Annotated in this window: 13 protein-coding genes; 6 read left to right on the plus strand and 7 right to left on the minus strand. The window is 73.5% G+C overall.

Going from position 1 to position 13,179, the window contains the following annotated elements:
- Window positions 1–48: 48 nt before the first annotated feature.
- Window positions 49–1,611 carry a P-loop NTPase family protein gene (locus J8M50_RS17130; protein ID WP_010357989.1) on the minus strand — a complete coding sequence of 521 codons (1,563 nt, stop codon included), beginning with the start codon at window positions 1,609–1,611 and terminating at the stop codon, window positions 49–51.
- 34 nt (window positions 1,612–1,645) lie between these two features.
- On the minus strand, window positions 1,646–1,840 hold the full coding sequence (locus tag J8M50_RS17135) for a hypothetical protein (RefSeq protein WP_010357990.1): 195 nt from the start codon (window positions 1,838–1,840) through the stop codon (window positions 1,646–1,648).
- 272 nt (window positions 1,841–2,112) lie between these two features.
- On the opposite strand from J8M50_RS17135, the gene J8M50_RS17140 reads away from it, so the two are divergent.
- The 5 genes from J8M50_RS17140 (at window position 2,113) to J8M50_RS17160 (ending at window position 7,689) form a co-directional block, all read left to right on the plus strand.
- Window positions 2,113–2,505 carry an ankyrin repeat domain-containing protein gene (locus J8M50_RS17140; RefSeq protein ID WP_010357991.1) on the plus strand — a complete coding sequence of 131 codons (393 nt, stop codon included), beginning with the start codon at window positions 2,113–2,115 and terminating at the stop codon, window positions 2,503–2,505.
- A 336-nt stretch (window positions 2,506–2,841) separates the two neighbouring features.
- Entirely contained in the window at window positions 2,842–4,260 is a 1,419-nt protein-coding gene (locus J8M50_RS17145; protein ID WP_010357992.1) for a HEAT repeat domain-containing protein, read from the plus strand.
- A gap of 224 nt (window positions 4,261–4,484) precedes the next feature.
- Window positions 4,485–5,615 carry a glycosyltransferase family 4 protein gene (locus J8M50_RS17150; RefSeq protein ID WP_010357993.1) on the plus strand — a complete coding sequence of 377 codons (1,131 nt, stop codon included), beginning with the start codon at window positions 4,485–4,487 and terminating at the stop codon, window positions 5,613–5,615.
- Window positions 5,616–5,698: 83 nt separating this feature from the next.
- Complete coding sequence (locus tag J8M50_RS17155) at window positions 5,699–6,841, plus strand: glycosyltransferase (protein ID WP_029184398.1); 1,143 nt, start codon at window positions 5,699–5,701, stop codon at window positions 6,839–6,841.
- Complete coding sequence (locus J8M50_RS17160) at window positions 6,838–7,689, plus strand: SGNH/GDSL hydrolase family protein (protein WP_010357995.1); 852 nt, start codon at window positions 6,838–6,840, stop codon at window positions 7,687–7,689. The genes J8M50_RS17155 and J8M50_RS17160 overlap by 4 nt, the downstream gene beginning before the upstream one ends.
- Before the next feature lie 133 nt (window positions 7,690–7,822).
- Here the strand turns inward: J8M50_RS17160 and J8M50_RS17165 are convergent, their stop codons facing one another.
- Genes J8M50_RS17165 through J8M50_RS17185 form a run of 5 tightly spaced genes read right to left on the minus strand, consistent with a single transcriptional unit; the run spans window position 7,823 to window position 12,273 of the window.
- Window positions 7,823–8,692 (minus strand): 5-oxoprolinase subunit C family protein, encoded by an 870-nt coding sequence (locus tag J8M50_RS17165; protein ID WP_010357997.1) that lies wholly within the window; start codon window positions 8,690–8,692, stop codon window positions 7,823–7,825.
- Window positions 8,689–9,327, minus strand: coding sequence for a 5-oxoprolinase subunit B family protein (locus J8M50_RS17170; protein ID WP_010357999.1), 639 nt, complete (start codon window positions 9,325–9,327; stop codon window positions 8,689–8,691). The genes J8M50_RS17165 and J8M50_RS17170 overlap by 4 nt, the downstream gene beginning before the upstream one ends.
- A gap of 56 nt (window positions 9,328–9,383) precedes the next feature.
- Window positions 9,384–10,133 carry a LamB/YcsF family protein gene (locus tag J8M50_RS17175; protein WP_010358001.1) on the minus strand — a complete coding sequence of 250 codons (750 nt, stop codon included), beginning with the start codon at window positions 10,131–10,133 and terminating at the stop codon, window positions 9,384–9,386.
- The gene (locus J8M50_RS17180; protein WP_010358002.1) at window positions 10,130–11,017 is read right to left on the minus strand and encodes a putative hydro-lyase; all 888 of its coding nucleotides are present in this window, start codon (window positions 11,015–11,017) and stop codon (window positions 10,130–10,132) included. Before J8M50_RS17180 ends, J8M50_RS17175 begins: the two co-directional genes overlap by 4 nt.
- The gene (locus J8M50_RS17185) at window positions 11,014–12,273 is read right to left on the minus strand and encodes an MFS transporter (protein ID WP_010358004.1); all 1,260 of its coding nucleotides are present in this window, start codon (window positions 12,271–12,273) and stop codon (window positions 11,014–11,016) included. Before J8M50_RS17185 ends, J8M50_RS17180 begins: the two co-directional genes overlap by 4 nt.
- 135 nt (window positions 12,274–12,408) lie before the next feature.
- Between J8M50_RS17185 and J8M50_RS17190 the strand changes: the two genes are divergently transcribed.
- The gene (locus J8M50_RS17190; RefSeq protein ID WP_010358005.1) at window positions 12,409–13,113 is read left to right on the plus strand and encodes a GntR family transcriptional regulator; all 705 of its coding nucleotides are present in this window, start codon (window positions 12,409–12,411) and stop codon (window positions 13,111–13,113) included.
- Window positions 13,114–13,179 lie beyond the last annotated feature (66 nt).

The raw sequence follows: 13,179 nt of genomic DNA on the forward strand, positions 1-13,179 counted from the left end.
AGGGGCGCTCTCCATGGAGAGCGCCCCTTACCTCTTAGCCCTGGAGCGTCACGCCTTCTCCAGCGGCACCGTCTCCACCGACACCGTGTCCTCGTTCAGCGGTGCGCTGCGCGGGGGCAGGAGGTCCAGGACCGCCTGCCGGTCGGCGTCGCTGGTGGCGTCGTCGTACGGGTCCGGGGTCGCCGGGACCTGGAGGCGGTGGACCGGGCCGGTGCCGAGGCGGGCGTAGCCGCGGCCCGGGGGCATGTGGTCGACGGGTGTGGTGTGCGGGGGTGCGCCGAGGACGGCCGCCAGCTGGTGGGGGGAGGCCGGGCCGAGGACCACCCGTGCGCGCGTGTGCTGCCGTACGGCGTCGCCGAGGGCGTCGAGCGCGTCGAACTGTTCCGTCACGACCACGGTCACCTGGGCGGCGCGGCCGTGTCTGAGGGGCGTCTGGAGGTGGGTCTGGGGGTCCTTCTGGCCGTCGGAGGCCGCCAGGTGGGTGAAGGCGGTGGGGCGGTCCAGGAGGAGCCACAGGGGGCGCTTGGTGTCCTCGGGCGGGGGGTGGCCCTCCTGCCGGGCACGGTTCGCGGCGATCAGCCGCCGTTCCGTCTCCTGCGCCGCCCACTCCAGCGCGGTCAGTGCCCCGGCGAGCCCGACCTCGATGCCGAGGACGCCGTCGCGGCCGGTCAGGCACGCGTACTCGCCGGTGCCGCCGCCGTCGACGATGAGGACGTCGCCGTACCGCAGGGCCTGGAGGGCGATGGAGCGCAGCAGGGTGGAGGTGCCGGTGCCGGGCTGGCCGACGGCCAGCAGGTGAGGCTCGGTGGAGCGGATGCCGGTGCGCCAGACGACCGGCGGGACGTCGCGCTGCTCCTCGCCGTGGGTGAGGGGGAGCGTGCGCTGGGTGTGGGAGGGGTCGGTGAAGCCGAGGACCGTCTCGCCGGGGGAGGTGACGAAGCGCTGGGCGGCGAGGTCGGTGGGGAGCGGGTCGAGGACGTCGACGCCGAGTTCGTTGCCCTCCTCGTCCCAGGCGAAGAGGTACTCGCGGCCCCGGCCGGCCTTGGCGGACAGGAGCTGCTCCACGCGCGTGCGTGCCTGCGGCTCGCCGTCCGGGAAGTACGCCGGGTAGCGGATGCGCAGGCGCGAGACGCGCCCGGAGTCGTCGAAGTCGTACGCCGGAAACGCCTTCTCCCAGTCGCCGCCGTGGGCGTACAGGGGGGCGGGGTCCTCGGCGGTGGAGAAGTACGGGACGAGGGCTTCGTACAGGGAGCCCAGGCGGGCCGTCTGGGCCTCGTCGGGGCCTTCCGGGGCCGGTGGGGTGCGGTCCCGGCCCTGCCAGGCCGCCGCCGCCATCAGCGTGACGACGGCGAGCAGCGGCCCGTACGGCACGAACGCCACGACCAGGACCACCGAGGCCACCAGGAACAGCAGCGGCCCGCGCTTGTCCTTGGGGGTCTCGGTCCATCTGCGCCGCCCGGCCGAGGCCAGCCGGCGCAGCCCGCGCGAGATCGTGATCAGCGGGTGGAGGACGTCGGTGGCGCTGTCGGCCGCCGTCCGGGCCAGCTCCCGGCTCCGGGCGATCTGCGCGCTGCCTGTGCTCAGAATGCGGGGGAGGGGGCGCCGGGCCACTGCTGTCTCCTGGAGGTGGGTACGGGACGGGTGGTCAGAACTTGATGCCGCCGAGCAGGCTCGCGAGGCTCTCGCCGCCGGCCTTGATGCTGGGGGCGATGGCGGTGGAGGCCATGTAGAAGCCGAAGAGCGCGGCCACCAGCGCGTGGGACGCCTTGAGCCCGTCCTTCTTGAAGAACAGGAAGACGATGATGCCGAGCAGGACCACGCCTGAGATGGACAGGATCATTTGAGTTCTCCTGGCTAGGGGGGACAGTCACCATGAGTACTTCCAGGCTCACAGGATGTATCTATACGATAAAAGGTGCAAAAGGGTGAATTGGTGAGAATTTCCCCCGTTCGGGGTAACCCGGCTTGCGTCACCTGAAGTGGATGATTGCCTCGAACGGTCCTGTTCGTGATCTTTGCCTCAGCGGGTGCCGCCCATGTGCGTGACGAGCCAGTACCCTGTCGATTCACCCGTACGGCACAGCGCCGGCATCCGAGAGGCGGTCCGAACCGATGGCTGAAGCCCCCGACCCCGAGGTCGTGGAGCTGGCGACCAAGATCTTCGATCTGGCCCGGCAGGGTCGGACCGAGGCGCTCGTGGCGTACGTGGACGCGGGCGTTCCGGCCAACCTCACCAACGACCGCGGCGACTCCCTCGTGATGCTCGCCGCCTACCACGGCCACGCCGACGCCGTCCGGGCCCTCCTGGACCGGGGCGCGCCCGCGGGGGACGTCAACGACCGTGGCCAGACCCCGCTCGCGGGGGCCGCGTTCAAGGGTGAGACGGAGGTCGTACGGGTCCTCCTGGCGGCCGGTGCCGACCCCGCCGAGGGCACCCCCTCGGCCGTCGACACCGCCCGCATGTTCGGCCGTGCGGAGCTTCTGGAGCTGTTCGGCGTTGGGTGAACAGCGGCCCTGAGGGCGCCTGTTCACCAGGTGATAAACAAATTTTCAGCAGATGGATCGACCGCAACGGGGGAGGCGGTACAAGGCCGCCGGATATTTCGGTCGCGGCAGGCAGAACGGCCGGGTCATCATGACGTCGTGATTCACGGACATGATGGCTGGGCAGGTGTTGCCGCACCGCGTGGGCCGTGATGCGGCCCACATGGGCCACCGACGAGAGGCAGAGGAAGATGGTCTACAGCAAGCAAGAGACGGCGGGCGCCCCGACGTGTTGTCACGCGGCCAGGTAATGCACGATCCCCGGTTGCGTCGACGCTTGATGTGAGGCTGTTTCCCATGTTCGATCCGGTCATAGCGCCCAGCGGAACCCTGCTCGGCCTCCTCCAGAGGGGTCGCGGCGACGGCACGCTGCACGCGCTCACCGCACCGCGAGCCGAAGCGCTCGCGGCCCTGAACTACTGTGTGCTGCGCGATCCCCGCCACGACTGGCAGGTGGAGAACCGCTCCCTGTACTACGCCCGTCTCTACCTCGACCTCAATGGCGAGCTGGACGACATCGAGGCGCATCTCTTCGACGCCGAGGACGCCTTCGACACCGAGGAGTCCCGTACGGGCCTGGCCCTCGCCGTCCTCGGCCACCTCGCCTCGTACGGCAGGCGCGACGCCCTGTGGCTGCTGCGCCGGTACGCCACCTCGGGCGCCAACTGGGCCTGGGCGCTCGACGAACTCGCCCTGCGCGACGACGACACGGGCCTGCGCGCCCTCGCCATGCCCGTGCTCGCCCGGTTCGCCACCGATGCCGAGGGCGAGGCCGAACTCGCCGCGACCGTCCGCGACGCTTTCGAGCCCCGGCCCTGGCGCCTGTGGGCCGAGGATCCGCGCGAGTACGTCTCCGCGCGGGTGCGCGCCGCCCAGGAGACCGGCTGTTTCGACCGCTGGCAGCGCCAGATGAGTCCCGGCGGGCCACGCCCCGGCTGGAGCGTCGCCGCCGTCTTCGAGTGGGCCCAGCAGGGCGTCGAGCGGGGCGCCGCGCTCCATGTGCCCGCCGCTCGCTGCCTCGCGGCCGTCGCGGGTCCCGAGGACCGTCCCGAGATCCTCAGGGCCGCCCAGGACGGCACGGAGGGCGCTCGCTGTACCGCTCTGCGCTATCTCGCCGACAGCCACGACCCCGACGTCCTCGACCTCGTCGAACAGGCCGTCGCCACCGGTACGACGCCCGTCGTCGAGGCCGCCGTCGACGCCTTCGAGCGGATGCGCAGCGTCGCCGCCGTCGACCGTGCGCGCGGGTGGGTCCACCGGCCCGACCCGCTCGGCGCCGCCGCCGGACGCGTCCTCGCCTGCCGGGGCGCCACCCGCGACAGCGACCTCGTCCTCGGCGCCCTGCGCGAAGCCGTACGGGGGGAGGGGTGCGACGCGAGCACCCTGTGGCCCCTGATCGACGGCGCCCGACGGCTCGGCATCGTCTGCGCGGCCCCCGTCCTGCGGCACATCTACCGCGAGACCGCCTCCTCCCATCTGCGCGGCCACTGCGCACAGGCGCTCGCCGCCACCGACCCCTCCTTCGCCACCGGCTTCGCTGTCGAATGCCTCTGGGACTGCGAGGAGAGCACCCGGGAGGTCGCCGCCCGGCACGCCGAGACCGGCGACGCGCGCGTGGTGGAGCGATTGCGCCGGCTCGCCGCCGACCCCGCCGAGGAGGCGGAGGTCCAGACGGCCGTACGGAGCCGGATCGGGCCGGACCCGGCCACCATGTGACCGCTCCTGTTTTCGCGTGATCGTTCCTGACCGGAACAGGCTCCCCGGTGTGATCGGAACGGGCCCCTTTCCGCCCGCTGGGTGAACGGGCGACGACCCTCGGGTCAGACGGACATGGACACCGTCTGACCTGCTCGGGTGTGCAGCTCAACGCTCACGCGGCGTTCGTCGTTCGGAAAGATCCACTTTGACGCGTTCACGTCCGGCGCGGAGACAACACCCGTATGCGTGTCGTCATCGTGACCGAATCCTTTCCCCCCGACGTGAACGGCGTGGCCCACTGCGCGCTCCAGACCGCCCGGCACCTCGTAGATCGCGGTCACGCCCCCGTCGTCGTCGCCCCGGCCCCCGCGCCGGGACACCGGCCGGACGCCTCGGCGCCCTGCCCCGTCGTCCACATCCCCTCCCTCCCGCTCCCCGGCTACCCCCAGGTCCGCGTCGCCCTCCCCAGCCGGCGCCTCGCCGCGACGATCGTCGAGCACCAGCCCGACGTCGTCCACCTGGCCAGCCCCTTCGTCCTCGGCGTGCGCGGCATGGCCGCCGCCGCCAAGTTCGGCGTCCCCGCCGTCGCCGTCTACCAGACCGACCTCGCCGGATACGCCCGCACGTACATGGGCGCCGGAGAGGCCGCCGCCTGGCGCCGCATCCGCTCCGTCCACTCCGCCGCCGACCTCACCCTCGCGCCCTCCAGCGCCTCCCTGCACGACCTCGCCGCCCACGGGGTGCCCCGCGTGAAGCTCTGGCCCCGTGGCGTCGACACGGTGCGGTTCCGTCCCGACCTCCGCGACGACGCGATCCGCCGCGAACTCGCCCCCAACGGCGAGACGATCGTCGGCTACGTCGGCCGGCTCGCCCCCGAGAAACACATCGAACTCCTCTCCGGCGTCTGCGGACTGCCCGGCGTCAAGGTCGTCGTCGTGGGCGACGGGCCCAGCAGGACCGCGCTCGCCGAGCAGCTCCCCGGCGCCGTCTTCCTCGGCCGCCGCACCGGCGACGAACTCGCCCGGATCTTCGCCTCCCTCGACGTCTTCGCCCACACCGGTCCCTTCGAGACGTTCTGCCAGACCGTCCAGGAAGCCATGGCCAGCGGCGTCCCGGTCGTCGCACCCGCCGCCGGCGGACCGCTCGACCTCGTCGCCGACGGACGTACGGGGCTGCTCTTCCCGGCAGGCGACCGCGACGCCGTACGGGACGCCGTCGCCGCCCTCGCCGCCGACCCCGCGCGCAGGGCGTCGTACGGCGCCGCCGCGCGCGCGATGGTCGAGGGGCGGACCTGGGCCGCCGTCGGGGACCAGCTCATCGGGCACTACGCGGACGTGCTGGCCGCGCGGCGCCGGCAGGCGGTGGCGGCGTGAACGGGGCTTCGCGCGTGCGTGAGGGTGACGGGCCTCGGGTCGTCCGCAAGGGTGAGCCTCGGGTCGTCCGTAACGGTGAAGGGCTGCGCATCGTCCGGCTCGCCAACTTCGTCGCTCCCGCGTCGGGCGGTCTGCGCACCGCTCTGCGCGAGCTGGGCAAGGGATTCCGGGAGGCCGGGCACGAACCCGTCCTGGTCGTCCCCGGGCCCCGCCACACCGACCAGGACACCGAACAGGGGAGGATCATCACCCTGCCCGGACCGGTCGTCCCCGGGACCGGCGGGTACCGCGTGCTCACCGACAAGAGCCGCGTCGCGCGCCTCCTGGAGGACCTCGGCCCCGACCGGCTGGAGGTCTCCGACCGGACGACCCTCAGGTGGACCGGCCGCTGGGCACGCCGCGCGCGCGTGCCCGCCGTGATGGTCTCCCACGAGACCGCCGACGGCGTCCTGCGCACCTGGGGCCTGCCCGAGGGCGCCGCCCGGCGTACCGCCGACGCCCTCAACGTCCGTACGGCGCACACCTACGCGCGCGTGGTGTGCACCACCGAGTTCGCCGAGCGGGAGTTCGTCCGCATCGGGGCCCGCAACGTCGTCCGCGCCCCGCTCGGCGTCGACCTCGTCCAGCGCCACCCCTCGCTGCGTGACCCCGCCCTGCGGGAGCTGTACGCGCGCGCCGACGAGGTGCTCCTCGTCACCTGCACCCGGCTGTCCGTGGAGAAGCGGCCCGGTACGGCGCTGGACGCCCTGGAGGCGCTCTGCGCGCGGGGCGTCCCGGCCCGGCTCGTCGTCGCCGGGGACGGGCCGCTGCGGGCCCGCCTCGAACAGCGGGCCCAGGGGCTGCCGGTGACGTTCCTCGGGCACGTCGGCGACCGGGGCGTCCTCGGGGCGCTCCAGGCGTCCGCCGACGTGTGCCTCGCCCCCGGACCCGCCGAGACCTTCGGGCTCGCCGCGCTGGAGGCCATGGCCTGCGGGACGCCGGTCGTGGTCAGCGCCTCGTCCGCGCTGCCCGAGGTGATCGGGGGCGCGGGGGCTGTCGCCGCCGACCGGGGGGAGGCGTTCGCGGACGCCGTCGAGTCGCTGCTCGCGCGGGGCGAGGGGGAGCGGCGCGGGGAGGCGCGGGCGCGGGCGGAGTGCTTCGGGTGGGAGGGGGCGGTGGACGCGTTCCTCGCCGCTCACGATGCGACGGTCCCGTCCCGTTCCGGCGTCTCCCGGAGCCTCGCGTGAACCCCGTCCGTTTCGTCTCCCTCGGGGACTCGCTGACCGAAGGTGTCGGCGACCCCGTGGGCGACGGCTGGCGCGGCTGGGCGGCGCTCCTCGCGGGCGGGCTCGGCGGGGAGCCGGTCACGTTCACCAACCTCGCGGTCAGCGGGGCGCAGACCCGGGACGTGGTGGAGCGCCAGCTCCCGACGGCCCTGGCGCTGCGGCCCGACGTCGCCTCCGTAGTCGTGGGCGTCAACGACACCCTCCGCTGCACCTTCGACATCCACGCCGTCGCCGCCCGGCTCGACACGGTGTACGGCGCCTTCGCGCGCCGGGGCGTGACCCTGCTGACCGCGTGCCTGCCCGACCCGGGCGAGATGCTGGGCCTGCCGGGCGCCCTCGCCCGCCCCCTGGCCCGGCGCCAGCGGGCCGTCAACGCGGTCGTGCACGCCCTGTCCGAACGGCACGGCGCCGTCCATCTCCACGCCGCCGAGGGCGCCTGGATCAGCGACCGGACGATGTGGAGCGCCGACCGGCTGCACCCCGGCGAACGGGGGCACCGGCAGCTCGCGGCACGGTTCCACGCGCTGCTCTGCGAGTCGGGGCTGGCGACGGGGCCCGCGCCGTCCCCGGACCCCGAGTTCCCGGTGCCGACCCGGTCGGCCGGCCTGTGGTGGCTCGCCACCCAGGGCAGTGCGTGGGTGGCCCGGCGGTGCACCGATCTGCTGCCCCAGCTGCTGACCCTGGCCGCCGACGAACTGCGCCACCGCGCGCGGGGGACCAGTGCGCGGTTGGATCTGCGGGCCGCTGCTGCGGTTTCGGCGGCGTTGGGGGCGGTTTCGGTGGGGGAGAGGCGGGTGGATGCGGCTTGAGTGGGCGGGGCCGTGAGCGTTCACGGCGGCGGTTAGCTGGGCCTCGTGAACGTTCACGGCGGCGGTCTGCCGGGCCTCGTGAACGTTCACGGCATGAAGCTCGGCGCCCCGTGAGCGCCCCCGCCGTTATCCTTCACCGCCGCCGTACCTCCACGAACCGCACCGGCGTCCCTGGCACCGCCTGAGCCGCCGCCGTGAGGTCCCCCGCGCGGACGACCGCGATCACCGGATACCCCCCGGTGGTCGGGTGGTCGGCGAGGAACACGACCGGATGCCCGTCGGGCGGGACCTGTACGGCGCCCAGGACCATGCCCTCGCTGGCGAGTTCACCGGGCCGGGCCCGCTCCAGGACGGGCCCCTCGGTGCGCAGGCCGATGCGGTTGCTGGCCGGGGAGACGCGGTACGCGCGCGTGGTGAACGTTTCGAGGGCCCGGGGGGTGAACCAGTCGGCGCGGGGGCCCGGGGTGACGTGGAGGACCAGTTCGGTGGGCGGCGCCGGTAGAGGGGCCGTGTCCACGCGCGCGGAGGGGGGCGACGGGTTGCCCAGGGGGAGGACCATGCCGTTCGTGAGGGGAGGGGGGCCCAGGCCCGACAGGAGGTCCGTGGAGCGGCTGCCGAGGACCGGTTCGACGAGGAAGCCGCCCGAGACGGCGACGTACGAGCGGACACCGGACGTCACCGCGCCGACCTCCAGCAGGGCTCCGGCCGGGACGTGGACCGGGGCACCCCAGGGCGCCGGACGCCCGTCCACGGTCACCGCGCAGGGCGCGCCCGCGACGGCCACGGCGACCGTGCAGCGGGGGCGCAGCGCGCAGCCGTCGAGGGTGGTCTCCAGGACGGCCGTGGAGGAGGGGTTCCCGACGAGCCGGTTGACGAGGGCGGCCGTACCGGGGTCCAGCGCGCCGGAGCGCGGCACGCCCAGGTGGGCGTGACCGGGGCGGCCCTGGTCCTGGAGGGTGGTGAGGACACCGGCGCGTACGACGGCGAGAGCGCGATCGGTCACGTACGGGCTCCCCGGTCCACCGGAACGAACCGCACGCGCGTGCCCGGCGACAGCAGCGCGGCCGGCACGCGCGTGTGGTCCCACAGCACCGCGTCCGTCGTGCCGATCAGCTGCCAGCCGCCCGGCGAGGAGCGCGGGTACACGCCGGTGTACGGGCCCGCGAGGGCGAGCGAGCCGGCGGGGACGGCGGTGCGCGGGGTGTCGCGCCGAGGGACGTCGTAGCGCGCGGGCAGGCCCGTGAGGTACCCGAAGCCGGGGGCGAAGCCGCAGAAGGCGACGCGGAACTCGGTGGCCGCGTGGATGCGGGCGACCTCCTCCTCGGTGACGCCCCAGTGCGCGGCGACGTCGGCCAGGTCCGGACCGTCGTAGCGCACCGGGATCTCCACGGCCGCCTCGGTCCGCGTGGCGACCGGCGGGATCTCGGCGCCCGTCAGCTCGGCGGCGAGCCTGGAAGGGTCCGTGAGGCCGTCCAGGAGGACCGTACGGGCCGCGGGGACGAGCTCACGGACCGTGAGCAGTCCGGCAGCCCGGCGGCGGCTCAGCTCGGCGTGCAGCGCCTCGGCCTCGGCGCCGGAGGACACCTCGACGAGGAGCGCGTCGTCGCCGACGGGGAGGATGCGGAGGTTCGTGTTCATGGGTGCGTCTCCCGACCGGCCCGTACTCGCGCCTCTCCCCTCGACCGTAACGCTCCTCACGCGAACGCCCCCACCCGCACGCCCGCCTCCTCCAGCCGCCCCCGCACCCTGCGCGCGAGGTCCACCGCCCCCGGCGTGTCCCCGTGCAGGCACAACGACCGCGCCCGGACGGCGACGGAACCCCCCGTCCGGGAGACCACGTGCCCCGAGGTGGCCAGCGCCAGGGAACGCTCGACGACCGTCTCGGGGTCGTGAATCACCGCCCCCTCCTGCGCGCGCGGGACGAGCGTCCCCGCGTCCGTGTACGCGCGGTCCGCGAACGCCTCCGGCACCCCGGTCAGGCCCGCCCGCTCGGCCAGCTCCAGGAAGCGGGAGCCCGGCAGGCCGAGCACCGGCAGGGAGCCCGCGAGGAGGACGCCGTCGACGACCGCGCGCGCCTGTTCCTCGTCGTGGACGATCCGGTTGTAGAGCGCGCCGTGCGGCTTGACGTACGCCACGCGCGCGCCCGCTGCCCGCGCGAAGACGTCGAGCGCGCCGATCTGGTACGCGACCTCGGCGGCGAGCTCGTCGGCCGGCACGTCCATCGCACGCCGCCCGAACCCGGCGAGGTCCCGGTAGGAGACCTGCGCACCGATCGTCACGCCCTTCTCGGCCGCCAGCGCGCACACGCGCCGCATGGTGACCGGGTCCCCGGCGTGGAAGCCGCAGGCCACGTTGGCACTGGTGACGACGGTCAGGAGCTGTTCGTCGTCGGTGAGCCGCCAGCGGCCGAAGCCCTCGCCGAGGTCGGCGTTCAGATCGATCATGCTGTCTCCTGCCGGAGGCCTAGGCCGGGGTCGAGGTCGAGGTCGAGGTCGAGGTCGGGGGAGCCCACGCGGTAATGATCGTCGCGCGCGTCCGTGAGGAACATCTGTCCCGGCGCGTGCGTGAGGGCGAACGGCGGGCGCGAGGCCATGACCGCCGCCTGCGGGGTGACGCCGCAGGCCCAGAACACCGGGATGTCGTCCGGCCCGGCGTCCACCGGGTCGCCGAAGTCGGGCCGCCCGAGGTCGGCGATGCCGAGCCCCGCCGGGTCGCCCAGGTAGACGGGGTCGCCGTGCACGGCGGGCAGCAGCCCGGTCTCCCGTACGGCCGTCTCCAGGTACTGGGCGGGCACCGGGCGCATGGACACCACCAGGGGGCCCGACAGGCGCCCTGCGGGGCGGCAGGGGCGTTCGGTGACGTACATCGGGACGTTGCGGCCCTGCTCGGTGTGGCGCATCGGGACGCCCGCCCGGGACAGCGCCGACTCGAAGGTGAAGCTGCACCCGATGAGGAACGCCACCAGGTCCTCGCGCCAGTACGCGCGGGCGTCCGTCGGCTCGTCCACCAGCTCGCCGTCCCGCCACACCCGGTAGCGCGGCAGGTCGGTCCGCAGGTCGGCGCCCGGGGCGAGCGGCGTCGTCCAGGAGCCCGCGTCCGTCACGTCCAGCACGGGACACGGCTTCGGGTTGCGCTGGCAGAACAGCAGCATGTCGTAGGCCCAGTCGGCCGGGACGGCGATCAGGTTGGCCTGGGTGTGGCCCGCCGACACGCCGGCCGTGGGCCCCGCGAGACCCTCCCGGAAGCGGGCGCGGGCGGTCCTCGGGCTCCACGCGTGTGCGCGCGGGTCGACGGCGGCCACAGGGCGGTCGTACGAAGTCGCTTTCACGCCAGTGTCCTTCCCTTGGTCTCCGGCAGGCCCAGGAGGGCGAGTGCCGCGATGCCGTAGCCGATCGCGCCGAAGACGAGGGCGCCGCCGACGCCCCAGCTGTCGGCGAGGAAGCCGACGGTGGTGGGGAAGACGGCGCCGACCGCGCGGCCGGTGTTGTACGTGAAGCCCTGCCCGGCGCCGCGCACGGCCGTCGGGTACAGCTCGGCGAGGTAGGAGCCGAAGCCGCTGAAGATGGCCGACATGCAGAACCCGAGGGGGAAGCCGAGCACCAGCAGGAGCGTGTTCGCGCCGTGCGGGATGTTCGCGTACGCCAGGACGCAGAGCGCCGACAGGAGCGCGAACACCCAGATGTTGCGCCTCCTGCCCAGCCGGTCGGTGAGGTAACCACCGGTCAGGTAGCCGAGGAAGGCGCCCGAGATCAGGAACGTCAGATAGCCGCCCGTCCCGACGACCGACAGGTTCCGGTCGTTCTTCAGGTACGTCGGCACCCAGGTCGCCAGCGTGTAGTAGCCGCCCTGCACGCCCGTGGAGAGCAGCCCGGCGAACAGGGTCGTCCGCAGCAGCGGCCTCTTGAAGATCGTCCTGAACGAGCCCCTGCCGACGCTCTGCTTGCGTACGGCGACCGCCTTGGGGGCGTCCTCGACGCGGCGGCGCATCCACAGCACGAGGACGGCCGGCAGTGCGCCCGTCCAGAACATCACGCGCCACGCGAGGTCGTCGTCGGCGACCGAGAAGACCAGCGTGTAGACGATCGCGGCGAGCCCCCAGCCGACGGCCCAGGAGGACTGGACCGCGCCGAGCGTGCGCCCCCGGTGCTTGTCGCTCGCGTACTCGGCGACCAGGATCGCGCCGACCGCCCACTCGCCGCCGAAGCCGAGGCCCTGGAGGGCGCGGAAGACCAGCAGCGTCTCGTACGTGGGCGCGAAGCCGCAGGCGACCGTGAACACGGCGTACGTGACGACGGTGATGATCAGCGCGCGTACGCGCCCGATGCGGTCGGCCAGCACGCCCGCGACGGCGCCGCCGACCGCCGAGACGACCAGGGTGACGGTGGTGAACAGACCGGTCTGGCCGCTGTCCAGGCCGAAGTACGCGGCCAGCGCGACCATGCTCAGCGGCAGGGTGAAGTAGTCGTACGAATCGAGGGCGTAGCCGCCGAAGGCGCCTGCGAAGGCGCGTCGGCCCTTCGGCCCGAGTGCGCGCAGCCAGTTGTCGGTGCCGGTCGTGGGGGAGTGCGTGTCGGTCGTGCTCATGGGTCACCTCGCGGGGAGTGCGTGGGGATGAGCCGTGCGGGACCTGGCCAAGATGCATAGCAAGGTAGAGGATCGTTGAACGATCCTTCAATACCCACGTTGTTTCGTTCAGATGTCTGCGATTGAATTCCGGGCATGACGGAGCGGGCGGAACCACTGACGGGACTGGCGGACGATCGCGCGCTCCTGGGGCGCACCAGCACGGCCGAGCGGGTCGCGGACATCCTCCGCAGCCGCATCGCCGAGGGCTACTTCCTGCCCGGCACCCGGCTCTCCGAGGACAGCATCGGCGGCGCCCTCGGCGTGTCCCGCAACACCCTGCGTGAAGCGTTCCGGCTGCTCACCCACGAGCGGCTGCTCGTCCACGAACTCAACCGGGGCGTCTTCGTGCGCGTGCTGACGGTCGAGGACGTCGAGGACATCTACCGCACGCGCGCGCTGATCGAGTGCGCCGTCGTCCGAGGGCTCGGCGAGCCGCCGTACGCGCTCGACGCGCTCGCCGCAGGGGTCGCCGCGGGGGAGTCGGCGCTGCGCGAAAGTGACTGGAAATCGCTGGGCACCGCCAATATCCACTTCCACCGCGCCCTCGTCGCCCTCGCGGGCAGCGAGCGCACCGACGAGTTCATGCGCGGCGTGTTCGCCGAACTCCGCCTCGCCTTCCATCTGGTCGACGACCCGCGCGCGCTGCACGAGCCGTACCTGACGCGCAACCATCAGATCCTTGAGGCGCTCCGGGCGGGCGACCGGGACGGCGCGCAGCGGCTGCTGGCGGTCTACCTCCGGGATTCACGCGAACGAGTGACGGAGGCGTACGAACGCCGCGTGTCTGACATGCCCTAGTACGCCCTGGGATCCACCGGCGCACCCCGGCGTTTGGGTCGTTGTCAGACCGAGGACCTAGGCTGT

Source organism: Streptomyces acidiscabies (assembly GCF_020010905.1).
GTDB lineage: Bacteria > Actinomycetota > Actinomycetes > Streptomycetales > Streptomycetaceae > Streptomyces > Streptomyces acidiscabies.